Annotated in this window: 16 protein-coding genes and 2 pseudogenes; 8 read left to right on the plus strand and 10 right to left on the minus strand. The window is 61.6% G+C overall.

Going from position 1 to position 26028, the window contains the following annotated elements; all coding sequences use genetic code 11:
• Positions 1–190: 190 nt before the first annotated feature.
• Both IGW04_RS16995 and IGW04_RS17000 read right to left on the minus strand, forming a co-directional pair.
• Positions 191–1117 (minus strand): UDP-glucuronic acid decarboxylase family protein, encoded by a 927-nt coding sequence (locus IGW04_RS16995; RefSeq protein WP_194714277.1) that lies wholly within the window; start codon positions 1115–1117, stop codon positions 191–193.
• 92 nt (positions 1118–1209) lie between these two features.
• Positions 1210–2142 (minus strand): annotated as a pseudogene (locus tag IGW04_RS17000) (carbamoyltransferase C-terminal domain-containing protein); the annotation flags it as partial.
• Between the two features lie 125 nt (positions 2143–2267).
• On the opposite strand from IGW04_RS17000, the gene IGW04_RS17005 reads away from it, so the two are divergent.
• The 7 genes and pseudogenes from IGW04_RS17005 (at position 2268) to IGW04_RS17040 (ending at position 9567) form a co-directional block, all read left to right on the plus strand.
• Positions 2268–2462 carry a hypothetical protein gene (locus IGW04_RS17005; protein WP_194714278.1) on the plus strand — a complete coding sequence of 65 codons (195 nt, stop codon included), beginning with the start codon at positions 2268–2270 and terminating at the stop codon, positions 2460–2462.
• Positions 2463–2701: 239 nt separating this feature from the next.
• Positions 2702–4408, plus strand: a complete 1707-nt coding sequence (locus IGW04_RS17010; RefSeq protein ID WP_228527159.1) for an ABCB family ABC transporter ATP-binding protein/permease — start codon at positions 2702–2704, stop codon at positions 4406–4408.
• 130 nt (positions 4409–4538) lie between these two features.
• The gene (locus IGW04_RS17020) at positions 4539–6020 is read left to right on the plus strand and encodes a glycosyltransferase (RefSeq protein ID WP_228527160.1); all 1482 of its coding nucleotides are present in this window, start codon (positions 4539–4541) and stop codon (positions 6018–6020) included.
• Positions 5971–6756, plus strand: coding sequence for an SDR family oxidoreductase (locus IGW04_RS17025; protein WP_194714279.1), 786 nt, complete (start codon positions 5971–5973; stop codon positions 6754–6756). Before IGW04_RS17020 ends, IGW04_RS17025 begins: the two co-directional genes overlap by 50 nt.
• Positions 6757–6772: 16 nt before the next feature.
• A pseudogene (locus IGW04_RS17030) lies at positions 6773–7338 on the plus strand (D-glycero-alpha-D-manno-heptose-1,7-bisphosphate 7-phosphatase).
• The gene (locus IGW04_RS17035; RefSeq protein ID WP_194714280.1) at positions 7335–8399 is read left to right on the plus strand and encodes a glycosyltransferase family 9 protein; all 1065 of its coding nucleotides are present in this window, start codon (positions 7335–7337) and stop codon (positions 8397–8399) included. Before IGW04_RS17030 ends, IGW04_RS17035 begins: the two are co-directional and overlap by 4 nt.
• 238 nt (positions 8400–8637) lie before the next feature.
• Complete coding sequence (locus IGW04_RS17040) at positions 8638–9567, plus strand: IS5 family transposase (protein ID WP_194714281.1); 930 nt, start codon at positions 8638–8640, stop codon at positions 9565–9567.
• Positions 9568–9601: 34 nt separating this feature from the next.
• Here the strand turns inward: IGW04_RS17040 and IGW04_RS17045 are convergent, their stop codons facing one another.
• Together IGW04_RS17045 and IGW04_RS17055 are read right to left on the minus strand one after the other, a co-directional pair.
• The gene (locus IGW04_RS17045) at positions 9602–10405 is read right to left on the minus strand and encodes an RHS repeat domain-containing protein (protein ID WP_323744871.1); all 804 of its coding nucleotides are present in this window, start codon (positions 10403–10405) and stop codon (positions 9602–9604) included.
• 677 nt (positions 10406–11082) lie between these two features.
• Positions 11083–12156 (minus strand): RHS repeat-associated core domain-containing protein, encoded by a 1074-nt coding sequence (locus IGW04_RS17055; protein WP_194714283.1) that lies wholly within the window; start codon positions 12154–12156, stop codon positions 11083–11085.
• A gap of 68 nt (positions 12157–12224) precedes the next feature.
• On the opposite strand from IGW04_RS17055, the gene IGW04_RS17060 reads away from it, so the two are divergent.
• Positions 12225–12428, plus strand: a complete 204-nt coding sequence (locus IGW04_RS17060) for a hypothetical protein (RefSeq protein WP_194714284.1) — start codon at positions 12225–12227, stop codon at positions 12426–12428.
• 17 nt (positions 12429–12445) lie between these two features.
• Here the strand turns inward: IGW04_RS17060 and IGW04_RS17065 are convergent, their stop codons facing one another.
• From IGW04_RS17065 to IGW04_RS17090, 6 genes are all read right to left on the minus strand, one after another.
• Positions 12446–15658 (minus strand): RHS repeat-associated core domain-containing protein, encoded by a 3213-nt coding sequence (locus IGW04_RS17065; RefSeq protein ID WP_194714285.1) that lies wholly within the window; start codon positions 15656–15658, stop codon positions 12446–12448.
• A 20-nt stretch (positions 15659–15678) separates the two neighbouring features.
• Positions 15679–16050 carry a hypothetical protein gene (locus IGW04_RS17070; protein ID WP_194714286.1) on the minus strand — a complete coding sequence of 124 codons (372 nt, stop codon included), beginning with the start codon at positions 16048–16050 and terminating at the stop codon, positions 15679–15681.
• A gap of 10 nt (positions 16051–16060) precedes the next feature.
• Positions 16061–16804 carry an RHS repeat-associated core domain-containing protein gene (locus IGW04_RS17075; protein WP_194714287.1) on the minus strand — a complete coding sequence of 248 codons (744 nt, stop codon included), beginning with the start codon at positions 16802–16804 and terminating at the stop codon, positions 16061–16063.
• 61 nt (positions 16805–16865) lie between these two features.
• Entirely contained in the window at positions 16866–17156 is a 291-nt protein-coding gene (locus IGW04_RS17080) for a hypothetical protein (RefSeq protein ID WP_194714288.1), read from the minus strand.
• Positions 17157–17159: 3 nt separating this feature from the next.
• Positions 17160–22586, minus strand: coding sequence for an RHS repeat-associated core domain-containing protein (locus IGW04_RS17085; protein ID WP_194714289.1), 5427 nt, complete (start codon positions 22584–22586; stop codon positions 17160–17162).
• A 267-nt stretch (positions 22587–22853) separates the two neighbouring features.
• Positions 22854–25586, minus strand: a complete 2733-nt coding sequence (locus IGW04_RS17090; protein WP_194714290.1) for an IPT/TIG domain-containing protein — start codon at positions 25584–25586, stop codon at positions 22854–22856.
• Positions 25587–26028 lie beyond the last annotated feature (442 nt).

A 26028-nucleotide genomic window follows, 5' to 3' on the forward strand; every position in this document is an offset into this window, starting at 1 on the left:
TCATCGTGCCGCGACATTTCTGCGCACAGCCGATGGGACAAATCCACTCCGTGTGTTCCCTTGGACGATCACCGATGGGCACCTTCTGTAGTGAAGTTCGCCGCCATTTCGTTGCAACGCATGCCGCATCCCGCAAATGCAAAAGGCGCCCGATGTGGGCGCCCCGCAGATCAGGAGTGGGAAACGGTGCTCAGTGATGGGCAAGGCCGGGAACGGTGCTGGCCTGCTGCTCGCGCCCCATCGCCAGGCGCAGGTCCATGAAGTAGGCAATGGTGCGCTGCAGCCCCTGTTCCAGCGGCATCTTTGGCGCCCAGCCCAGGTAGGAACGCGACAGGGCGATGTCTGGCTTGCGCCGCACCGGGTCTTCGCAGGGAATCGGCCGGTGCTCGATGTGCGAGGATGAGCCGGTCAGCCGGATCACTTCCTGCGCCAGCTGCAGCATGGTGAACTCGACCGGGTTGCCGAGGTTGACCGGGCCACAGAAATCGTCCGGCGTCTGCATCAGCCGCGCCAGGCTGTCGATCAGGTCGTCGACGAAGCAGGACGAGCGGGTCTGCATGCCGTCGCCGTACATGGTGATGGGCTCGTTGGCCAGCGCCTGCATGATGAAGTTCGATACCACGCGGCCGTCGTCGGGATGCATGCGCGGTCCGTAGGTGTTGAAGATGCGGGCGATCTTGACCGCCATGCCGTGCTGGCGCCGGTAGTCCATGAACATGGTTTCGGCGCAGCGCTTGCCTTCGTCATAGCAGGAGCGCGGGCCGATCGGGTTGACATGGCCCAGCATGTTGGTCGCCCCATGCACGCTGGTCTTGGTGGTCTGCACAGGGTCGTGCTGGTAATGCACGGGCGACGCCGGACAGGCCAGGTTGCAGATCTCGTCCACCTCCAAGTAAAGCGGGAAGGTCACGTCATGCCGCAGCAGCTCGAAGTTCGGCCGGGTCAGCAGGTGGCAGATATTGAGCTTGCTGCCGGTGTAGAAGTCGTCCACGCACAGTACGTCATGGCCCTGGTTGAGCAGGTGCTCGCACAGATGCGAGCCGAGAAAGCCGGCGCCGCCGGTGACCAGGATGCGCTTGCAGGCAGTTCCTTCATGATGGAAGCCTCCAGCTTTCATGTCACGGTTGAGTTGACGCTTCGCGGCACAGCGCCTCGGCGCTGGCCAGTACGCTTGCGCTGGCAACGCCGACGGCGCATGGGTGGCCGATCGTCGACCGCATCGCGCGGGCTGCAGACGATCGGCTCGCCGCGGGTATTGAAGGACGTGTTGACCAGCACCGGCACGCCGGTGTGCTTGCGAAATTCCTGCAGCAGGTCGTAGTACACCGGGTTCTGGCTGCGGTTGATGGTCTGTATGCGGGCAATGCCGTCGACATGCCGCACCGCCGGGATCTGGCCGACACGGTCCGGCCTGACGTCATTGATGAAAACCATCATGGGCGACACGCCGGCATTGGCGAACCAGTTGGCCGCCTCCTCTTCCAGCGCCACCGGGGCGACCGGCCTGAAGTCTTCCCTGTCCTTGATCTGGTTGAGCCGGGCCTGCATGTCCGCCTTCACCGGCGAAGCCAGGATGGAGCGCGCGCCCAGCGAGCGCGGCCCATGTTCCATGCGGCCCTGGAACCAGCCCAGCACCTTGCCCTGCGCCAGCAGCGCGGCGGCGTCGGCGGCGATATTGTCGCGGCGCCGGTACGGCACCATGGCCTGGCGCAGGAAGGCTTCGATCTCCCCGTCGCCATACGATGGCCTGCCCTGCCCTGCCCTGCCCTGCCCTCCATGGTCAGCACGGCGCAGTCGCCAAAAGGCGCGGCGCATTCACAATATAGGAGAGCGACAGGGCATCCCATGGCGCCGGCCCGCCATCCTTCGAAGGTTGCAGGGGCAGCGCAAGCGTGGGTCCATCTGCAGACAGGGATCACAGGAATACGCCACATGATCCACGTCGCGCAGGCTGATGCCGGCCTCCTTCAGGCAATAGTCGATCGCATGACAAGGCAGCTGCCATACGGTGAATGGCACTGGCCGCTTGCCGTGCTTGACGCGGGTGAAGCGCTCCTCTTCCGCGGCGGCAAGCACCACGCCATCGGAAACCATGCAGGTGGAACAATTGTGGAGTGCGGCATTGATACCCAGTGTGAACATGGAACCTCTCCAGTTTTTCAGGCGCAGGCTTGCATCGCCGGACCGGTTATGCGCTAGCAAGCGATACACCTTTATCCGCAAGAATTACACCGCGCAACATAGCATCGAGAATATAGGCACCAGACATGCCGAAACAGCAGAGCTTCTTTATTTACAAGGCGAAACCTCTTCCTTCTCTCTTCCCCGAAAACTCTTTTCCCGATGCCATGCGGTTTTATAAAGCGGCTTTATTTCGAGAAACGGTGCTTCATAAAATCGTCAAAAATTGTGCGCCTGATGCCTGCAAAAGTTGCACCACGCATGCAAGCGATGCCGGGTAAGAAGTACACGAACTTGTAAATGGTTCAATGGACGCAGCAAGATTTATTGCAGGAAAAATCGACAGCGCCGCTGAACAAAACCTTGCCTTGCCGTTCTGAGCCTTAACGCTTGCCAACCATGCGCCATTGAAACCCGTGCTGCCTTCCATGACTGCAGGCGTAAGGCCGAGCCAGCGTCATGGGGCCGCCCGATGTCCGCATGGCATGGGACAACATCCCGATAACAGGCGACATTTCAGATGTTGGACAACAAGCCAGCGCTATCCAAAGTCACTGTGATGCATGACCTGATGAAGGTCGTTGCGCCATACCGCTGGCGCATTGCCGCTGCCTTGCTACTGCTGCCGGTATCGGCCAAGATCAGCACTGTGCTGGTGCCGTTGCTGCGCTTTTCCAGCACGCTGTTCAATGAACTGCGCGACATGGTGTTTTCCCGGGTTACGCAGCGCACCGTGGCCAACTATGCGCAGATGACATTCGAGCATCTGCATCTGCTGCGTGCGCGCTTTCATGCGAGGCGACGCATGGGCGGGCTGCTGCCCGACATCGACCGCGGCACCGCCGGCATTGCCTTCCTGCTGGGCGCGGGCCTGTTCACCCTGGCGCCGACGCTGATCGAGATCCTGCTGGTGCTGGCCATCATCACCTCGCGCTATCAGGCCTGGCATGCCGGCTTCATCATGCTGACATTCGCGGTCTATACCGGCTTTACCGTTGTCTCCACCGCGCGCCGCACGATACATCAGCGGCGCGTGAACCGGCTCGATTCCAGCGCCAAGAGCCGGCTTGCCGACAGCCTGATCAACTATGACACGGTGAAATACTTCACCAATGGAACGGTGGAAGCACGGCGTTTCGAAGACATCATGCGCCACTGGACGAAGGCCGACGTCGCCAACCAGAAGGCGCTGTTCGCCTTGCATGTCGGGCAGAGCGCCATCATTGCCTGCGGCGTGGCGGCGATCATGCTGCAGGCAGGCAGCGACGTGATGGCGGGCCGCATGACGGTCGGCGACCTGGTGCTGATCAACGCCCATGTGTTGCAGGTCTGCCTGCCATTGAACGCCCTGGGCTTCGTGTATCGCGAGGCGCGCGATGCCTGGATCAATGCGGAACGGCTGTTCGACATCCTGCATGAACGGCCAGAGATGGAAGAGCGGCCCGGCATGCCGGCGCTTGTGCCCGGTCGCGGCGAGGTGGTGTTCGAGCATGTCAGCTTCAGCTATGACCCGTCACGCCCCATACTGCGCGATGTCAGCTTTCGCATAGCGCCCGGCGCCACATTGGCGGTGGTAGGCGGCAGCGGCTCGGGCAAGTCGACGCTGGCGCGCCTGCTGCTGAAGCTCTATCCGCCAGCGGGCGGACGCATCCTGGTCGATGGACAGGACATTGCCAAGGTCAGCGCCACCAGCGTGCGCGCAATGATAGGCGTGGTGCCGCAGGATACCGTTCTGTTCAACGACACCATCGGCTACAACATTGCCTATGGCCGGATCAGCGCCAGCCAGGAAGAAACCATCCATGCCGCGAAGGCGGCCCATATCCACGACCTCGTCACCACGCTGGAAAAACAATATGACACCGAAGTCGGCGGGCGTGGCGTGACGCTGTCCGGCGGCGAGCGGCAACGCATCGCCGTGGCGCGCGCCGTGCTGAAGAACCCGCCGATCCTGATCTTCGATGAAGCCACGTCGGCACTGGACTCTGCTTCGGAACAGCCGATCCAGCAGGAGCTGAATCGATTGTCGGAGAACCGTACTGTATTGGTGATCGCGCATCGTCTTTCCACGGCCCTGGATGCGGATGAAATCATCGTTCTCGAACAGGGCCGCGTGGTTGAGCGTGGCAGTCACGAGGAACTGCTGAGCCTGCATGGCGCGTATGCCCCCCGTGGCACCTGCAGCAGCGTGAAGACATGGCGCAGCGCGGCCGCCAGCCGCGCATGAGATTGCCGCAAGGCTGTTTTCGGTTCTGGAACGGGATTTGCATCTGCAACGCCCGAGGTTGGTCTTGCCGCTCCCGGTGTTGTGCTTCCGAGCCAGACGGTGCTTTGCACACTTTACGGATATCAAGCGCATGGACAGACATGCTTACCCGGCGTCATTGCCGCAAGCCAGCATCAATGAGGGCAGCTTGCATCATGGCGTTGCGGAGGGCCGTATAACGCCAGGCGGCCTGGCGCTGCACCTGCCGGTATCGGTCGTGGTGCCCACCTGCGGCCGTGCCGGTCTGCTCAACCGTTGCCTGGCAACGCTCACGACGCAGACGCTGCGCGGCGCAGGCATGGAAATTATCGTGGTGGACGATGCGCCCAGCGATGCCACCCGCGATGTGGTGGGCCAATGGACCACGCAGGCGGCACAGCGCGGCCTGCAGGTGCGCTATGTCGCCAACCACGGCCCGCATTGCCCGGCTGCCGCCCGCAACCGCGGCTGGCGCCATGCCCGCTCGGCGGTGATCGCCTTTACCGATGACGGCGCCGTGCCGGATGCCGACTGGCTGCGCCATGGCCAGATGGCGCTGGACGGCTTCGATGAGCAGTTCCGGCTGGCCTGGCGCGAGGACAGCGACTTTCATATCCGCCTGCTGGCGCAGGGCGCCCGCATCCGGCATGCACCGGATGCGCTGGTGGTGCATCCGGTGCGGCCGGCGAAATGGGGCGTGTCCATCAGCCAGCAGAAGAAGATCCAGTTCGACGCGCTGCTGTACAAGAAGCCTCCGCTGCTCTACCGCGAAAAGATACGCGCCACGCCGCGCTGGGACTACTGCCTGACCGTCGCCTCGCTGCTTGCCGCCTTGCTGGGCGCGGCAACGGGCAACTGGACGTTGGCCGCGCTGGCGGCAGCGGCATGGCTGGCCATGACCGCCTGGCTGTGCGCGATCAGGCTCAGGAACACCTCCCGCACCGCGGCCCATGTACTGGAAATGGCATTGACCTCGGCCGCGATACCGGTGCTGCAACTGGGCCGCATGGTGCCGCGCAAGGGCGTCGACACCACGATCGAGGCCATCGCAGCCCTGCGCGACCGCCATGGCGTGACGGCGCGGCTGATGGTGGTCGGCAGCGATTGCCAGGACCATGGCCATGGCGGCCCTGGCGGGCCGGAGATGGCGCGCCTGAAGGCGCTGGCCGAGCAGCGCGACATGTCAGGGCAGGTTTATTTCGCGGGCCAGCGGCCGCGCAGCGAATTGCGCGATTACTACAGCGCGGCCGATGTGTTCGTCACCACGCCCTGGCATGAGCCCTTCGGCGTCACGCCGCTAGAGGCAATGGCCTGCAGCGTACCCGTGATCGGCTCGGCCGTCGGCGGCATCAAGCACACGGTGGTAGACGGCAGGACGCCAGGCGCATGGGCCGGGACGGCCTGCGCCGGGTGCACGGCCGCTATACGTGGCGCCATGTCGCCGCCCGCATTGCCGATGTCTATGAAGCGGTCCTCGGGGCCGCGCCAACCAGCCTGCCGCAGTCGCTCGTGGCCAGCGGCGGGTCCAACCATATGGAGCTCGAATGGACCAATTGAATCAATCGTCAGGCACAAGGAACGGCGCATCCACTGACAACAGCCTGGCCGGCCGCACGGTGCTGGTGACCGGCGGCGCCAGCGGCCTGGGCGCGGCGCTGTGCCATATGCTGGCGTCGTCCGGCGCCAACGTGGTGGTGGGCGACCTGCACCGGGAGAAGGCCGAGGCGCTGGCCCGCTCGCTGGCCGAGACCGGCAGCGGCGTTGCCGAACGCATCCATGCGATCGGCTTCGACGTCGGCGACCCGGCCGGCGCGGAGCAGGCCATCACGCAGACCGTCAGCCGCTTCGGCACCATCGATGTGCTGATCAACAATGCCGGCACCGACATCACGCTGTCGATGGCCGAGCTGACGCCGGAGCAGTGGCTGCGGGTGATCAACACCAACCTTAGCGGCCCTTTCCTGCTGGCCAAGCATGCGTCGGAGGAAATGAAGCGCAATGGCCGCGGCCATATCGTCAACATCGCCTCCACCGCCGCCAAGCGGGCGTGGCCGAATGCCTCGGCCTACCACGCCAGCAAGTGGGGCCTGCTGGGCCTGTCGCATGCGATGCATGCGGAACTGCGGCCGCATGGCATCAAGGTGACCGCGGTGGTGGCCGGCGGCATGCGCATGCCCTTCCTGCTTGACCGCTTCCCGGACATCGACGTGGCCACGCTGCAGGAGCCGGCCAATGTGGCGCAGGCGGTGAAGTCGGTGCTGCTGCTGCCGGACGAAACCGTGGTGGCGGAAATCATGGTGCTGCCGATGCGGGAGACTTCGTGGCCATGAGAAGAGGCATGCGGCGATGCATGGCATGACGCGGGCGGTGTTCCTGGACAAGGACGGCACCATCATCGACAACGTGCCCTACAACGTCGACCCGGCCCGGCGCTGCGCCTGATGCAGGAGCTGGACTACCGGCTCATCGTGGTGAGCAACCAGTCGGGCGTGGCGCGCGGCCTGTTCAGCGAGGCCGTACTGCCGCCGCTGTTTTCAGCCCTGCGGGACATGCTGGCGCGGGAAGGCGCCAGGCTCGACTGCTGGTACTGGTGTCCGCATCATCCGGAAGGCGCAGCAGCAGCCTATGCGCTTGAATGCAACTGCCGCAAGCCCCTGCCCGGCATGCTGAAGCAGGCCGCCCGCGAGCACGGCATCGACCTTGCGCGCTCATGGATGGTGGGTGACATCCTGAACGATGTGGAAGCCGGACGCCGCGCCGGCTGCCGCACGGCACTGATAGACAACGGCAACGAAACCGAATGGCTGCGTTCGCCGCTGCGCACGCCCGACATCAGCGCGCCGGACATGCTGAGCGCGGCACGGGCGATGCAGCGGTTCGATGCGGCCATGCCGGTGCGGGAGGCGTCATGAGCGGCATCAGCGACGCCAGCGATGTCAGCGGCATGCGCTGGAGCGGCGCCCGCCATATCCTCTGCATCCGGCTGGATTACCTGGGCGACGTGCTGAGGTGCACGCCGGCCATGCGGGCGTTGCGCGACAGCGCACCGGGCCGCCGGCTGACCCTGCTCAGCTCGCCCGGCGGCGCGGCGGTGGCTTCCTTCATCCCCGAAGTCGATGCCGCCCTCGCCTTCCAGGCGCCGTGGATGAAGCATGGCGCCATCCAGGATGCCAATGCGGTGCCGGCCATGGCCGAGACGCTGCGCGCCGGCCGCTTCGATGCCGCCGTCATCTTCACCACCTACAGCCAAAGCGCGCTGCCGGCAGCCATGCTGTGCCAGATGGCCGGCATTGCGCTGCGGCTGGCGCACTGCCGCGAGAATCCCTACCACCTGCTGTCGGACTGGGTGCCGGAGACGGAGCCGCAGCAACCGGTGCGCCATGAAGTGCAGCGGCAGCTGGACCTGGTGAGCGGCATCGGCTGTCGCACGCAGGACGAACGCCTGTCGTTCTCGGTGCCGCAGGCCGACCTGGCGTGGGCCCGCGCCGCACTGGCGCAGTGCGACATCGGCACCGGCACGCGCTGGGTGCTGATGCATCCCGGCGCCACGGCCGCATCGCGCCGCTACCCGCCGGCGCAGTGGGCACAGGCCCTGCGGCTGTTGGCAGAGGACGGCATGCAGGCGGTCTTTACCGGCAGTGCCGAAGAAGGCGCGCTGATCGACGGCATACGCGACGCCGCCGGCATGCCCAGCCACAGCCTGGCAGGCCAGGCCACGCTGGGCCAGCTGGGCGCGCTGATTGCACTGGCGCCTGTCATGGTGTCGAACAACACCGGCCCGGCCCATATCGCCGCCGCGCTGGGCACGCCACTGGTGGATCTTTATGCGCTGACCAATCCGCAGCACACGCCGTGGCAATCGCCGAGCCGGGTGCTGTATCACGACGTGGCCTGCCGCAACTGCTACAAGAGCGTCTGCCCGCAGGGGCATCATGACTGCCTGCGCAAGGTGGAACCGGCCCGGGTGGTGTAGGCGGTGCGCAGCTTGTTGGGGTGAACGAGGCAGTGGGGAGACGCACAGTGCTGGTCGTTCTGCTGTCTATGCGGATTGGGTGCTGGCGCGTGTTCGCTCAGACTGAAATTTTTATGTAGGCAGGGTTTGGGTTTTCTGGGGAAGAATTGCTGTGTTGGAGTAATGGCGTCATACATAAATTTTGTTGCACAAATCATGCAGTCCAGCACATCTGCGGGAGCTCAGATAGGCTGCGCGTATGAAACCCGCTCCTCAGAAGTACCGAACGACGAACTGGAAGGCGTACAACGCGGCCTTAAAAGCGCGCGGCTCGCTGCTCATCTGGCTTGACCCCGCGATGAACTGGCACGGCCAGGCCAATGGCAAGCGTGGCCGCAGTCCGAGCTTCAGTGCCGAGGCGATCCAGTTCTGCTTGAGCATCAAGTGCCTGTTCAGCTTGCCACTACGCCGGGCGATGGGCATGGCGCAAAGCCTGCTTGGGCTGGCAGGCCTGGATTGGCCCGTTCCGGATTACAGCACCGTGAGCCGCCGGCAAAAGACAATGCGTGTCGCTATCGAAGTCGTGCCGACCACGACCGGCCTGCACCTGCTGGTCGACAGCACCGGCATCAAGATGCTGGGCGAAGGCGAATGGAAGACCAAAAAGCACGGCGCTGACTACCGCCGCCAATGGCGCAAAGTCCATCTCTGTATTGATGCCGCCACGCTTGAGATCCGGGCCATGGAAGTGACCGACAACAGCATCGGTGATGCGCCTATGCTGCCCAACCTACTAGGGCAGATTCCTCCGGAAGAGCAACTCGCCAGCGTCAGCGGTGATGGCGCTTACGATACGAAGGGCTGCCATGAGGCCATCGCGCTGCGTCAGGCGGATGCCATCATTCCGATCCGGAAGAATGCCAAGCCATGGAAGGCGAACCGTACTGGCGCCGCGGCGCGCAATGAGATTCTGCGAGCGAGACGGCGACTAGGACGAACAATCTGCAAAAAGTGGAGCGGCTATCACCGACGCAGTCTGGTCGAGACCAAGATGCGCTGCTTCAAGCTGCTTGGCGAACGCATCATGGCCCGCGACTTCGACCGCCAGGTCGCTGAGCTGCAGGTCCGTGCCGCCGTGTTGAATCGCTTTACGCGTCTTGGCACGCCTATTACTGTCACGATGGCATAACTCCGCCGACAGAAAGGCAAACTCTGCCTTCACCTTATTTGTGCAACAAAGCCCCCGTGTACTGGAACGAGTTCGCGCTCGCCTCGCCCTGCACCGTCGTCGCCCCGTATGGCTCGTACTGGTACGTCGTCCTGACTTGCCCGGCTTCGTCCGCCAGCGCCAGTACCGAGCCCAGCGCATCCGTCACCATGTCTCTTGAACCGGCTGCATCCGTGCGGCGGTAGTACTCGTCCACGCCCAGACCGGTCAGCAGGCTGGCGCTTGTCCCCGTGGCGCCCAGTTCCTGTACCGGGTTGATGCCGTCATATACATACCCTGTCTGCACCCCGTTGACCGTCCGGCTCACCCGCCGGCCGAATGCGTCGTAGCGGAAGCTCGCCTGCATGCTTTCGGGACCAGTGATCGATGCCAGCTGGTTCTTGGCATCCCACGTATAGCTGCGCGTGCCGTCGCTGGTCATGTTGCCGTTGGCATCATGTGTGATGGCTTGTCCATTCCAGCTCTGCAGCCGGTTGCCCGGCCCATACGTCGCCACCGGCATGGGCTCGGGCACGCTGTTCGGCGCCAAGCTGCCGCCGGTGGCGATGCGCCGGCCGGCTGCGTCGTAGCGGTAGCTCAGGTCGCCTAGCTGCGTGCCATCCGCCTTTGTGTAGACGATGGCCGTCAGACGTCCGGCGTCGTCGTAGCTATAGGCGGCGCGGATGCCGCTCGGTAGAGTGAGGCTGGTGCGGCGGTCGGCGGCGTCGTAGCTGATGCTTACCGTGTCACTGCCCTGCGCGATGCCGGTCAGGCGGCCAGCGGCGTCGTAGCGGTAGTTCACGGGCAGCTGGCCGGACACCTGCACGCTGCTGCGCCGGCCTTCGGCGTCGTAGCTGTAGCTGACCTGGCCCTGTGGTGTGGTTTCGCTCAGCAGGCGGTCGAAGCTGTCATAGCTATAAATAATCTCTTATACAAAATAATACACAAGAGACAAAACCAAAAAAATTACAGCCGACAAAAAACTCTAATAAAAATTACGGATACTTGATTAACTACCACAATCTGGCCTGCCCTGTATAAAAACAGTTGCTGTAATACTTAACTCTGCACGATGAAGAGAAGGCCAAATAGTATACGAAACAAAACGTTGCGGATCCAATTTACTACAATAGCTAAATACAACCAAATCACTGTGAATACCACTATTCAGAAACGCCGGAATATCATAATCGCGCTTATGCATAGAAAAATATCCTTTATTATTTAATACTTCAGGCAAAACTTTTGATAACCTATCAACCTCATTTTCTAAAAGCAAAATTCTAACCGAAGCAATTTCTTTTTTTTGTCAAATACTACAGGATTGGCTGCGGGCCTTATATGACTTTCTTCGACTATTGAAATGAGCTCTGCTTGCAACTGAGGAATCTTAGAAACAACCTCGCCCCCATCACAACCAAATAAAACACTCGACCCTACAACATAAGGAATACAGCACAAGCCAAATGGAGAAAATTTTTTCATCTATTAACCCAATCAATTAATTGGAATTGAGTATGAGCCTCCCCCGCTTGGCAAACTAGGTGTACCTATATTGATCGTTGTTGCACTTTGTCCGCCGGAAAACATTTGACCAGCACCCGCTCCAATTCCGACACCATAGTTTCCAGAACTTATACCTCCGCCTGCTCCACTCAGGAAGTTTTGAATAGTTTGCGGAGAGTTGTTTATAGTTGAACCGTTATTTATATATCCAATAGAAAGAGTGAGATTAGGTACCGGCGTTACTCCCCCAGTACCCAAGCCAAAATATATTTTTCCACCGCCAGCCGTTGCACCATAACTAAAGCCAGGTCCGCTGATCGTAATAGAACAAAAATCAGGGGTTTTTCCAACTCCACTCCCCGGCCCACGTCCAGCGCCTCTACCCATTAAGCCTTCAGGATCTATATATAAAATTGGGTTTCCTCCAACGTAGGCGTAGACATTAATCCCACCCGCCAACCCAATCGGATCTTCCGCCGCAAACCGACCCAACCCCGGGTGATAGTATCGCGCCCGGTAGTAATACAGCCCCGTACCGTCATTCTCCCGACCCGTGTACTGGAGCGAGTTTGCACTCGCCTCGCCCTGCACCGTCGTCGCCCCGTACGGCTCGTACTGGTACGTTGTCCTCACCTGCCCCGCCCCGTCCGCCAGCCCCAGCACCGAGCCTAGCGCATCCGCCAGCATGTCCCTCGGCCCGGCTGCATCCGTGCGGCGGTAGTACTCGTCCACGCCCAGACCGGTCAGCAGGCTAGCGCTGGCCCCTGTGGCGCCCAGTTCCTGTACCGGGTTGATGCCGTCATACACATACCCAGTCTCCATGCCGTTGACCGTCCGGCTCACCCGCCTGCCGAATGCGTCGTAGCGGAAGCTCGCCTGCATGCTTTCGGGGCCAGTGATCGATGCCAGCTGGTTCCTTGCATCCCATGTATAGCTGCGCGTGTCGTCGCTGGTCATGTTGCCGTTGGCATCATGTGTGATCGACTGCCTATTCCAGCTCTGCAGCTGGTTGCGCGGGCCGTACGTCGCCACCGGCATGGGCTCGGGCACGCTGGTGGGCGCCAAGGTCCCGCCGGTGGCGACGCGCCGGCCGGCCGCGTCGTAGCGTAGCTCACCGGCGCCTGGCCGGCTACATGCAAGCTGATATTGGCAGTAACTCACGTCAAACGGTAGATGCTGTTATGCAATCAAAACTGTATTTTTCAGATACGACTTCAATTTATTCAATTATCATCATCTCCTCGTTCGTGGAGTTTTTCGTTCTTTTGATGCCGCCCTGTCAAAAACCGAAAAAAGCCTTGGAACAAGGTAAATATGGCATCAAAAAAATTAACTAAGATTTCGAGCATGGCTTTCACCTGATGACCGGTGCATATTTGGTGCATATACAGCTTGCCTCACTTCCGGGCGACGAAAAAAACGGTCCTCCAGATTGGATCTTTGACGTGCCGCTTGCGTTATTAGGCGTACATTGATTTGGGGACTGTGGAATTGCACAGGAGCTATGCACACAAATCATAACAACCTGTGGAGGTGGTGACCACGCGTCAGGAATCTTATCGGTTGCTGCCCTTTGTTCAGGGGGAACATAGGGTGTTCTCTCGCCTAGTTCAGGAGGAAGATTTGGATTATTGTTAGGCCTTGGTTGTGGGAGCCGAAACCTAAGTCCATCTGGATCGGTAAACGAAACCGGATCTCCTTTCACGTAAGCATAAGTATTGATCCCACCTGCTAAACCAATCGGATCCTCCGCTACAAACCGCCCCAGCTCCGGGTGATAGTACCGCGCCCGGTAGTAATACAGCCCCGTACCGTCATTTTCCCGACCCGTGTACTGGAACGAGTTTGCACCCGCCTCGCCCTGCACCGTCGTCGCCCCGTATGGCTCGTACTGGTACGTGGTCCTCACCTGCCCGGCTTCGTCCGCCAGCCCCAGCACCGAGCCTAGCGCATCCGTCAGCATGTCCCTCGGCCCGGCTGCATCCGTGCGGCGGTAGTACTCGTCCACGCCCAGACCGGTCAGCAGGCTGGCGCTGGCCCCTGTGGTGCCCAGTTCCTGTACCAGGTTGATGCCGTCATATACATACCCTGTCTGCACCCCGTTGACCGTCCGGCTCACCCGCCGGCCGAATGCGTCGTAGCGGAAGCTCGCCTGCATGCTTTCGGGGCCAGTGATCGATGCCAGCTGGTTCCTTGCATCCCATGTATAGCTGCGCGTGCCGTCGCTGGTCATGTTGCCGTTGGCATCATGGGTGATGGCTTGTCCACTCCAGCTCTGCAGGCGGTTGCCCGGGCCATACGTTGCCACCGGCATCGCTTCGGGCACGCTGGTGGGCGCCAGAGTCCCGCTGGTGGCGATGCGCCGTCCGGCGGCGTCGTAGCGGTAGCTCAGGTCGCCCAGCAGCATACCGTCCGCCTTTGTGTAGACGATGCCCGTCAGACGTCCGGCGGCGTCGTAGCTATAGGCGGCGCGGATGCCGCTCGGTAGAGTGAGGCTGGTGCGGCGGTCGGCGGCGTCGTAGCTGATGCTTACCGTGTCATTACCCTGCGCGATGCCGATCAGGCGGCCGGCGGCGTCGTAGCGGTAGTTCACGGGCAGCTGGCCGGACACCTGCAGGCTGCTGCGCCGGCCATCGGCGTCGTAGCTGTAGCTGACCTGGCCCTGCGGCGTGGTTTCGCTCAGCAGGCGGTCGAAGCTGTCGTAGCTGCGGGTGATGCTGTTGGCGGTGGTGCTGTTGGTAGAAGTGCCAGTGCCGTCGGCGGAAGCGCCGGACGCGTCGCCTGTGTCGCTTCCCGCGCTGTCGACCACGCTGACCAACCGGCCTGCACTGTCGTAGCTGTACAGCACGCTGCTGCCGTCGGCATGCTCTACCTGCACCGGGCGGTTCAGGGCGTCATGGCGCACGCTGGTCACTTGCCCCTTCGCGTCCGTAGCGCGCAGTACATTGCCCAGGCCATCGTACTCCACGCTCTGCACGCCACCGGCCGCATTGCCGTGCCGGACCAGCCGATGCCGCGCATCGTAGCTGTGCACTGTGGCGTTGCCCAGTGCGTCGGTCACCGTCAGCAGGTTGCCAGCCGCGTCATAGTCCAGCTGCGTGCGGCTGCCCAAGGCATCGACCTGGGCAATGACCCGGTCCATTGCATCGTATTCCAGCACTTGCCGGTTGCCCAAGGGATCGGTGGTCGACGCCAGACGCCCCAGCAGGTCGATGAACTGCCGCGTCTGCTGGCCCAGCGGGTCGGTGATGCCGACCAGGTCGCCGGCGCTGTACGCGAACTGCACCGTCTTGCCCAGCGGGTTGGTGATGCTCAGCACCTGGCCGGCACTGTTATAGGTGAAGCGGGTGATGCGACCCAGCGGGCGGGTGATGCTGGTCAGCTGGCCCAGGTTGTCGTAGGTGTAGGTCGTGGTCTGGCCCAGCGGGCTGGTGTGGCTGGCCAGCTGGTTCCAGGTCGGCTCGTAACTCATGCGCTCGGTGGCCGCCTGCGCGGTGCCGGCCAGGCGGGTGCGGCTGGTGAGGTTGCCTTTGGCGTCGTAGCTGTAGTCGGTGCGGCGTCCGGCACTGTCGGTTACTGCCGCCAGCTGGCCATCGGGCGTTGGGCGGCTGTAGACGGTGGTGCTGGCCAGGGCGGTGCCATGGGCTTCGGTATCGCTCAGCGGGTAGCCGCTCTGGTGGAAGGTGACCCGCCGTACCAGGTTGCGCGGGTCAGTGACGTCAGTCTGGCTGATCCTGCCGGCGGCATCGCTGCTGTAGGCGAAGGTGTAGATGCTGCCGTCGGCCAGGGTCTGGCGCGTGACGCGGTTGCTGGCGTCGTACTCGTTGCGCACCATGGTGTTGCCGCGCCGGTCCGTCACGCTCACCATGCGCCGCTTGCTGTCGTAGCTGTAGCGTTCGGTGCTCTGGTCCGGGAAGGTGATGGACGACAGCATGCCGTCCTCGTAGGCATAGGTCCACGCCCGGCCAGCAATGTCGAGGATGCGGCTGATGCGGTTGGCGCTGTCGTAGCTGAAGTCGAGATAGCGGCCGTTGGGTGTGGCGATGCGCTGGATCTGGCCAGTGCTGCCGCTGACCGTCACCTGGTTGCCCAGGCGGTCGGCGATGGACTCCAGCCGGCCGTAGAGCGAGAAGGCGAACTGCTGGCCATCCTTGCGGGTGATGACGTACTGGCCGTTGCGGTAGGCAAACACCGAGCCATAGAACTCGCACGGCGGGATGTCGCGCGGCTGCGCCACCACGTTGGTGTAGTAGTCGCCGGCGGTGCGGTAGTAGCGGATGGCTGCGCCGTTGGACAGGATCAAGTCGAACTGCTGGTAGCGCCCGGGCGTGCCGGAGACTTCGCGCAGGTACATCGCGTAGTAGTGCGTGGTGCCGAAGCCGAAGGGGCGCGAGACCGGGTCGCCGGGACGGTAGGTGCTGTTGATCGAGACCGGCAGCACGTCCTTCAGGCTGGCATGCTGCTGTTCATGCAGGAACAGGCCGGTGGACAGGTCGACCGGGTCGCCGCCCTGGGCGGCGCGCGGGCAGCAGCCCGGCAAGAAGTTGACGCATCCGGCGCAATGCATAGCCCTACGATCCTGCAGACTTATTCCAATTTTCGGGCAATAAATCCGAAGTCAGTTTGCTCAAACTTCGAGAAGCCAAGATCAAGAAAGGCATTCTTTTTCGACTTCGCTAAGGTTAGTCCAAACACTAGCAACGTATCGTAAGGGTCATCCTGCGAATGCGCGTCGTGATGCTCGTCCAGCGTATAGATGATCCGCTCTGCCAAATCAGTTTTTGATTCCCCGTTTCTGGAAGGGAAAGTGGTGATTACATTGCCTGATCTTTGCCGCAACTCGTCAATAAATGCAGCATTTTCCTGCGTCTCAACGATCCAAATAGGCATTCCCTTGATGAGGGGTTTAATCGTTTCTGCAACCTTTTCATTCAATACCAATGCAACCTGTTTATTCATACCGCACCTCTCATTTAGCCTGACACGTATTTGGCTTACGTCCAGGAGGCCAAGGTGATATCGGCCAGCCGTCATCTCGTTTTCCATTGTTCCAGTTATGACCATGAGGAGAACCTTGCCCATGATCATGATCCCAATCAATGTCTAATTCGGGCCGTCCGTCTGGACCATATTTGCGTTCCTGTCCGCTTCCAGGATTTGTATGCCACGAACCCGGCTCTCCGGCATTCGGCGTTTTGTTTTGATTGATGACTTGCTGGCTGGCCCACCAAGTTGCTCCAACAACAATTGCTTCAGGAATGTACGGCAACGCCGGCACAATGCACATCGGGCACAGTCCAAGAGGATCAATAAACGAAATTGGATCGCCCTCTACATAAGTGTAGGCATTAATCCCGCCCGCCAACCCAATCGGATCCTCAGCGACGAACCGCCCCAACCCCGGGTGATAGTACCGCGCCCGGTAGTAATACAGCCCCGTCCCGTCATTTTCCCGCCCCGTGTACTGGAACGAGTTTGCGCTCGCCTCGCCCTGCACCGTCGTCGCCCCGTAGGGCTCATAACGGTACGTCGTCCTCACCTGCCCCGCCCCGTCCGCCAGCCCCAGCACCGAGCCCAGCGCATCCGTCACCATGTCTCTCGGCCCGGCCGCGTCCGTGCGGCGGTAGTACTCGTCCACGCCCAGACCGGTCAGCAGGCTAGCGCTTGCCCCTGTGGCGCCCAGTTCCTGTACCGGGTTGATGCCGTCATACACACCCGCTTACGCCCCATTGACCAGCGTCGAAGATATTGTAGTGCTTTACGGATTTATTGCTTTATCGAACAACGCGATATTGTTGAAGAACATTTTTCAATTTTTTCATCGACTCAGCAACGATCATTTTTTCGTTCGCATCCAAACTGCGATGCTCATCCAAAGCAAATGAATTCACTTCCTCCAAAGGGTCAATTATTGGAGAGATAATATTTTCCCAAAAATCATTCCCGATCGCAAGTGCAACCCCTTCAATACGTTGAATAAAAATATTCAAGCTGATCAACTCAATTTCATATTCAGAAATGAGCTGCTCAGCTATACCGAGCTGCCTATTAGAAAAATCGCACATAATTTATCTTCCAACGGTTTTTACAGTTACAACTCTACCGGAGTCATTCACAATTACCTGAATACCATTTTCGCCGCTTGTGTAAGCATTCGCTCCGGGCTTATTACCGGCCGCCTTTACACCATTCTGAATAGCGTCTTCTACTGCCGATGGCGGCACTCCTCTCCCTTGCATTCGGTCTAATGCATGGCCTGAATATTGGCGGTCATTAATATTGGTAGGTGAATTTGTACCATCCTTTATTTCTAATGGAGATCCACGCTTGCCGACTGGCGTGGAAGCTGGCGTATTTTCGAATTTTCCTCCGCCAAAGCGCGAAGCGCCAGAAGTAGTTGCTCCTCCAAATCCAGAGCCACTGCACGCACCTTCTAATGGGGGAAGGTCGGTCAACCTCTGCGGAAATCCTCTAGGGGCTAAGCCGAATGGATCGGTGTAGCTGATAGGGTCGTTCTCAACATACGCATAAGCATTAATCCCGCCCGCCAACCCAATCGGATCCTCTGCGACAAACCGCCCCAACCCCGGGTGATAGTACCGCGCCCGGTAGTAATACAGCCCCGTCCCGTCATTTTCCCGCCCCGTGTACTGGAACGAGTTTGCACTCACCTCGCCCTGCACCGTAGTCGCCCCGTATGGCTCGTACTGGTACGTCGTCCTCACCTGCCCCGCCCCGTCCGCCAGCCCCAGCACCGAGCCCAGCGCATCCGTCAGCATGTCCCTCGGCCCGGCTGCATCCGTGCGGCGGTAGTACTCGTCCACGCCCAGACCGGTCAGCAGGCTAGCGCTTGCCCCTATGGCGCCCAGTTCCTGTACCGGGTTGATGCCGTCATACACATAACCTGTTTCCACCCCGTTGACCGTCCGGCTCACCCGCCGGCCGAATGCGTCGTAGCGGAAGCTCGCCTGCATGCTTTCGGGGCCAGTGATCGATGCCAGCTGGTTCTTCGCATCCCATGTATAGCTGCGCGTGCCGTCGCTGGTCATGTTGCCGTTGGCATCATGGGTAATGGCTTGTCCATTCCAGCTCTGCAGGCGGTTGCCCGGGCCATAGGTTGCCACCGGCATCGCCTCGGGCACGCTGGTGGGCGACAAAGTCCCGCTGGTGCCAATGCGCCGGCCGGCGGCGTCGTAGCGGTAGCTCAGGTCGCCCAGCAGCGTGCCGTCAGGCTTGGTGTAGACGATGCCAGTCAGGCGCGATGCGTCGTCGTAGCTGATGCTTACCGTGTCATTGCCTTGTGCGATGCCGGTCAGGCGGCCAGCGGCGTCGTAGCGGTAGTTCACGGGCAGCTGGCCGGACACCTGCACGCTGCTGCGCCGGCCTTCGGCGTCGTAGCTGTAGCTGACCTGGCCCTGTGGCGTGGTTTCGCTCAGCAGGCGGTCGAAGCTGTCGTAGCTGCGGGTGATGCTGCTGGCGGTGGTGCTGTCGGTAGAAGTACCAGTGCCGTCGGCGGAAGTGCCGGACGCGTTGCCTGTGTCGCTTCCTGCGCTTCCTGCCCTGTCGACCACGCTGATCAACCGGCCTGCGCTGTCGTAGCCGTACAGCACGCTGCTGCCGTCGGCATGCTCTACCTGCACCGGGCGGTTCAGGGCATCATGGCGCACGCTGGTCACTTGCTCCTTCGCGTCCGTGGCGCGCAGCACATTGCCCAGGCCGTCGTACTCCACGCTCTGCACGCCACCGGCCGCATTGCTGCGCCGGACCAAGCGGTGCCGCGTGTCGTAGCCATGCATCGTGGCGTTGCCCAGTGCATCGGTGACCGTCAGCAGGTTGCCGGCCGCGTCGTAGCTCAACTGCGTGCGGCTGCCCAAGGCATCGACCTGGGCAATGACCCGGTCCATTGCATCGTATTCCAGCACTTGCCGGTTGCCCAGGGGATCGGTGGTCGACGTCAGACGCCCCAGCAGGTCGATGAACTGCCGCGTCTGCTGGCCCAGCGGGTCGGTAATGCCAACCAGGTCGCCGGCGCTGTACTCGAACTGCATCTTCTTGCCCAGCGGGTTGGTGATGCTCAGCACCTGGCCGGCGCTGTTGTAGGTGAAGCGGGTGATGCGACCCAGCGGGCGGGTGATGCTGGTCAGCTGGCCCAGGTTGTCGTAGGTGTAGGTCGTGGTCTGGCCCAGCGGGCTGGTGTGGCTGGCCAGCTGGTTCCAGGTCGGCTCGTAACTCATGCGCTCGGTGGCTGCCTGCGCCGTGCTGGCCAGGCGGGTGCGGCTGGTGAGGTTGCCTTTGGCGTCGTAGCTGTAGTCGGTGCGGCGTCCGGCACTGTCGGTCATGGCCGCCAGCTGGCCGTCAGCCGTTGGGCGGCTGTAGACGGCGGTGCTGGCCAGGGCGGTGCCATGGGCTTCGGTGTCGCTCAGCGGGTAGCCGCTCTGGTGGAAGGTCACCCGCCGTACCAGGCCGCGCGGGTCGGTCACGTCGGTGCTGCTGATCCTGCCGGCGGCATCGCTGCTGTAGGCAAACGCGTAGACGCTACCATCGGCCAGGGTCTGGCGCGTGACGCGGTTGCTGGCGTCGTACTCGTTGCGCACCATGGTGTTACCGCGCCGGTCCGTCACGCTCACCATGCGCCGGCTTGCGTCGTAGCTGTAGCGCTCGGTGCTCTGGTCTGGGAAGGTGATGGACGACAGCATGCCGTCCTCATAGGCATAGGTCCACGCCCGGCCAGCCATGTCGAGGATGCGGCTGATGCGGTTGGCGCTGTCATAGCTGAAGTCGAGATAACGGCCGTTGGGTGTGGCAATGCGCTGGATCTGGCCAGTGCTGCCGCTGACCGTCACCTGGTTGCCCAGGCGGTCGGTGATGGCTTCCAGCCGGCCGTAGAGCGAGAAGGCGAACTGCTGGCCATCCTTGCGGGTGATGACGTACTGGCCGTTGCGGTAGGCAAACACCGAGCCATAGAACTCACACGGCGGGATGTCGCGCGGCTGCGCCACCACGTTGGTGTAGTAGTCGCCGGCGGTGCGGTAGTAGCGGATGGCCGCGCCGTTGGACAGGATCAGGTCGAACTGCTGGTAGCGCCCGGGCGTGCCGGAGACTTCGCGCAGGTACATCGCGTAGTAGTGCGTGGTGCCGAAGCCGAAGGGGCGAGAGACCGGGTCGCCGGGACGGTAGGTGCTGTTGATCGAGACCGGCAGCACATCCTTCAGGCTGGCATGCTGCTGCTCGTGCAGGAACAGGCCGGTGGACAGGTCGACCGGGTCGCCGCCCTGGGCGGCGCGCGGGCAGCAGGTGCCGGCGCCGCACGGCGGCGGGGGCGCAACGGGCGGGGCGATCGGGTTGGTGGACGTGTACATGAAGCCCACCGAGTCGTACAGCGCCACGGAGGCGTCGGGCACGATCTGCCGGCCGTCGGCGCTGGCCTGGCCGCGGCCGTAGACATACCAGCCGCGGTTGCCGGCGTCATAGCGCCAGAAGTCGGCCGGGCTGCCAGGGGCTTCATGGGACAGGTTGGGGTAGATCACGCGGATGCCTTTGGTCACGCCCGGTGTCAGGCCCTGCACCACCATGCCGGCTGGCTGCACGCTGACGTACACCGGCGCGTTCTCGGGAAAGGCAAAGGGCATGCGGTCCAGCGGCACCGGCACCAGCGCGATGCGGGTGACGAGCTTGCCTTCGCGGTCGCGCAGCACCGTGCCACGGGGCAGGTGGATTTCCATGCCGGGCACGTTGGGATGCTGGATCACGGTGTCGGCCTGCAGCGGCGAGGCAATGGGAATCCAGTCACTGGCGCGCAGGCGCGGCAGGTAGATGGGCGGCACTTCGGCCGCGCCCTGCTCGTCGACCGTGACGCCCAGGATGAAGCGGGCATACTGACGGCCTTCGCCGCCGGCCGTGGCGCCGTCGACCAGCAGTTCATGGCGGCCGGCGGGAATGCCCGTGAGCTGGAAGCGGCCCTCGGCATCGCTGCGGGTGCTCTGGCTGCCGATCTGGATCAATGCATTCGACAGCGGCCGGTCATTCAGGCGCAGTACCTGGCCGGTGACACCCGCCAGCGCCGGCGTGCCCGAGCGGGCTGCCTGACCAGGCGGCGTGGCGCGCCTGGATGGCTTGCGTTCGTTGGCATAGGAATCGGGGCCGTGCTTGAGCAGCAATGCATTGCGGCGCAGTTCAAGTGCCTGCGGCAGCGGACGACCGGTACGCCAGCGCGCGCCGGCATGTTCCGGGCCGGGCAGGAAGACTTCATCGTCGACGTCGCCGGCCGCGGCGGGCTGGGCGACCAGAACCTCGGGCGCCTTGCCAGCGCCAGCCTTGGCTGCGGCGGCAGCCTGGTTGCCAACGCTGGCGCTGGCGATGACGGTAACGCTGCCGCTGCTGGACTTGCCTGGCAGGAGTTGCGCAGTGTTGAAGCCGATAGACTGGAAGGCCAGCGGTGCGCCGGCCACGTCGGCGACGCCCTTGATGAACAGGCTGTAGCGGGTAGCGGGAAGCAGGTCGGCTTTCGGCACCAAAAAAGCCAGCATGCCGTCCTGTGAAGGCGTCACCCGGCTTTCGACCATGCCGAACGGGCCCAGCAGGGTGATGCTGGTGTTGTTGACCGTGGCCAGGCTAGCCGGGCGGGAAAAGCGCAGGCTGACCATGCCACCAGGCAGGAAGTCGCCGGCCTCGGCCACTGGCGCAGTGGCCGCCAGCGTGATGGCCGGTCTGCTGTCTTCTGCCTGGAGCAGCGCATTGGCTGCGTCGATGCCGATGTCCTCGAACCGTTCGCGGGCTGCGTCAAACAGCAGCGCCGTGGCGGACTTGCTGCTGGCATCTGCCTGCCGGTCGAGGTACAGCACATTGCCATCAGCCAGCAACCTGGGGACGGTGCTGCTGCGGGCAAGCCGGTTGCCGCGCTCGACCAGGCTGACCTGCCCCGTTGTTGGGTCCCAGGACTCGGCCTGCGCGAGCGGCTTGCCGGAGGCAGACAGACCGCCGACGAGCAGCACCTTGCCATTGCTGAGCAAGGTGGCGCTGTGATGGGAGCTGGCTTCCATGCCGGGCTGGTCGAGCAGGCTGACCCGGTTGCTGGCCAGGTCGATGAGTTCGGCGCTGGCCAGGGTATTGCCGCCGGCATCGATGCCGCCGAAGAGGAACAGCCGTCCGTCGGGCAGCAGGGTGGCGCTGTGATAGGCGCGTGGCTGGTGCAGTGTGGCGCCGAAACGGGTGGCCTGGCCGGAGGCCGGGTCGTAGAACTGCAATGCGGCGCCGGGCTTGTTACTGGCCTTGCCATTGGCCTTGTCGCTATCGCCACCAGCGATCAGCCAGCGGCCATCCGGCAAGGGGGTGGCTGTCTGGCCGGCTTCGATCCTGGGTGCGGTGGCGGCAGTTGATTGGGCTTGGTCGGGCGTGGTGTTGGCTGCGCCGGCAGCGGGCTTCGCATGGGTAAAGGCGCTGGTCAGAATAAAGAGAATACCGAGCAGCCAACGCCAATTGATACCGGGCAGCGGCATCAGTCTGCAATGATTGCAAATCAACGCCAAAAGGAAAGATTTGATATTCATTTCGAATGTCTTATTCATGCTTTGCCCAGCTCCCCAGATCAACAATTGCGTCAGCGATTTTTCAGTCACCGCCATGAATGCCTGCTTCTTCGAATGCAACGCCCAGCGCCTAATGGTTGCCTGATGGCCTCGGCGCGCAGAAATGTCGCAGGTATAGATACCGTGTGTGCGGAACGGCGCGCCGCCGGATACCTTTTATGCGCTGGTGCGGAATCTTCATGGGATGGATAGGCCAACTTTTATTGCACCAACCGCCATCTCGGCTGGGTCAATACTGAGACTGTAAGTACCAGTCGTTGGCAGAAGCTGAGCATCAAGCTTGCCGCTCGAGCCGCACGCATACTGTGATCTGATTGAGCCGCCAGCCGGATTGCGCAGGCGTATGGCGAAGCAACCGAATCCGTTGTCGGTGTAATAAATCGTCACCATTTGTCCAGCATTGCCATCGAAACTCAGACTGAGGTTTTGGCCTGGCACTGTGGTCAGGATTGTTGCAGCCGGCTCCCCTGGCACGAGCGCTGTGATCACTTCTTCTGGAAGCACGTAGAGCTGCACCGTCATGTTCCCCACTGCCATTTCCCGTGGATCCAGCTTGACGGTATAGGTGCCGGTCAGCCGCAATTCCATGACGTCGAAGAACGCGCCGTAGGAACTGATGTAATTGGACGACGCCACGGTCGTGCCGTCTGGCCGCAGCAGCGTCATGGCGATGGCATTCGGGCTACTGATTCCGAACACACGCATACTAATGCGCTGTCCTGCCACGCCGCTGAATGTCAGGCTGGCGTTTTGCCCGATGACTGTAGTGGCTACGGTCACAGCAGGGCCACCCGGCTGGATCTCAGCTCGTACATCTACGGGGACATCGTAAAGCTCCACCGCCATGCTGCCGACCCCCATCCCCCGTGGATCCAGCTTGATGGTGTACGTGCCGGTCAGGGTCAGTTCCATCGCGTCGAAATACTCGCCGTAGGAACTGATGTAACTGGACGACGCCATGGTCGTGCCGTCTGGCCGCAGCAGCGTCATGGCAATGGCACTTGGAACAGTGACCCCGGATACCCGCATGCCGATGCGCTGCCCTGCCACGCCGCTGAATGTCAGGCTGGCGTTTTGCCCGATGACTGTAGTGGCTACGGTCACAGCAGGGCCACCCGGCTGGATCTCAGCTCGTACATCTACGGGGACATCGTAAAGCTCTACCGTCATGCTGCCGACCCCCATCTCCCGTGAATCCAGCTTGATGGTGTACGTGCCGGTCAGGGTCAGTTCCATCGCGTCGAAATACTCGCCGTAGGAACTGATGTAACTGGACGACGCCATGGTCGTGCCGTCTGGCCGCAGCAATCTCATCGCGATGGCACTTGGAACAGTGACCCCGGATACCCGCATGCCGATGCGCTGCCCTGCCACGCCGCTGAATGTCAGGCTGGCGTTTTGCCCGATGACTGTAGTGGTTACGGTCACAGCAGGTCCACCCGGCTGGATCTCGGCCTTCACATCTGCAGGGACATCGTAGAGCTGCACCGCCATGCTGCCGACCCCCATCCCCCGTGGATCCAGCTTGATGGTGTACGTGCCGGTCAGGGTCAGTTCCATCGCGTCGAAATACTCACCGGAGGAGCTGATGTAACTGGACGATGCCATGGCCGCGCCATCTGGCCGCAGCAGCGTCATGGCAATGGCACTTGGAACAGTGACCCCGGATACCCGCATGCCGATGCGCTGCCCTGCCACGCCTCTGAATGTCAGGCTGGCGTTTTGTCCCGGCACTGTGGTCATCACCGTGACTGCCGGTCCGCCTGGGGTAATAACCTCAACCAAATCGTCAAACCCATTTAACTGCATGGTGATTGCGCCGGCATACGAAGGCACTACCACAATGGCGTAAGTACCCGTAGTTGGCAGTGCCGGGAAATCAACGATTGTGCTGTCCATCCAGAAGGGATCGCTTTTCATCGTAGTTCCGTCTGGCTTGACAAGCAGTATCTTGCCGTAGGAAATCGTGATCGCGCTAAGCGATATGCTTACCCTTTGTCCGGCCGTTGCATCGAACAGGATCATCGCCAGTTTTCCTTCCGATATCTTCGGAATGGCCACTGTTTCCCCGAGTCCCATACGCTTCTTCACCTCGATTTGCTGAGCGCCATATGGCGATGGGGGAATAAAGAAATCGGCGCTGCTGATAGCCGTGCCGTATGCATTGGTCACCTGAAATTTTCCGGACCCGGCCTGAGTTGGGACCGTCACTGTCAGCAGAGCGGGTTGCGCCGACTTCACGGAGGCGGTGCGCTGACTGAGCGTTACCCTGTTATCTGCGGTGCCAGGCAAAAAATTACTGCCGCTAATGCTGACCATGGAGCCCGGCATGCCAACGTCTGGTGTAATCGCGCTTATGCTGGGAACCAATGACCCAACCACTCTGTAATCCGTCCCGGTGCTGGCGACGTCTCTTGCATTTTGGACCGTAATTTTTCCTGTTGTCGCACCCGGCGGAACGATTACCGTCAGGCTGCTTGCCGATGCAGCAGTGGCCCGCGTCTCAATGCCGTTAAATGTGACAGTGTTATTTGCTGCGGCCAAGTCAAAACCACTGCCCACGATATTGACGGTGGAACCGATCGACCCTTGGCCCGGTGAGAATCCGGCTATGTTCAGCGCGCCGATGCCAACGCTGCGTACAGCCAGGATATTGCCAAGCGCGTCGTAGTCGTAAACGGCATTCTGCCCCTCCGCATTGATCACACTGGTCAGTCTGCCTGCTGCATCGTAGGTATAGGCAGTTTCGGCGGCTTGCGTGCGTGAAGCCGGGCACAACACCAGAAAGAACAGACCAAGGACTGGCACCAGATAATAAAAAGCAGATAGCAGGCACCAAAAAAGGGAACCACGTGACGCTGCATATTGCGTAGAACGGCTACTGTCAGGCTGCAACGAGGCATAGTGCATGACCCATCCCTTATGATTTGAAAACGTCTACATCAAAAGTGCCGTTGAGAAGCAAACACACCCCCCCTGCAGGCCGGAAAAATGGCGACCTGGATCCATTCAGGCAGCGGGTGGCCAGCAGCCCTCGAATCGAAACCAGAGCGACAAAACTGGAACATGCGGATGCCATGCGCCGCGCTATACCAGATCCGCAAAGCGTCAACCCAACGCTGCAGCCGGGTCAGGCGTCGTTAAACGAGCACGATGGAATTAACTCGAACTTTGATGACGTTAAGATGCAGGAAGGTGCCGCAAGCACCACGGTCTTGCTATCAGCAAGATAGGGTAAGACTATCTGCCAGGGTAGCCATAGCAGTTCAGCGTAATTCAGAGGAGATCACGCAGGTAGTTCAGGCTGCGCGCTCTGTGTGAAGCCGGGGCGGCGCATGATGATTCTGTTTGA

The sequence above is a fragment of the Noviherbaspirillum soli genome (assembly GCF_015352955.1).
Taxonomy (GTDB): Bacteria; Pseudomonadota; Gammaproteobacteria; order Burkholderiales; family Burkholderiaceae_D; genus Noviherbaspirillum_A; species Noviherbaspirillum_A soli.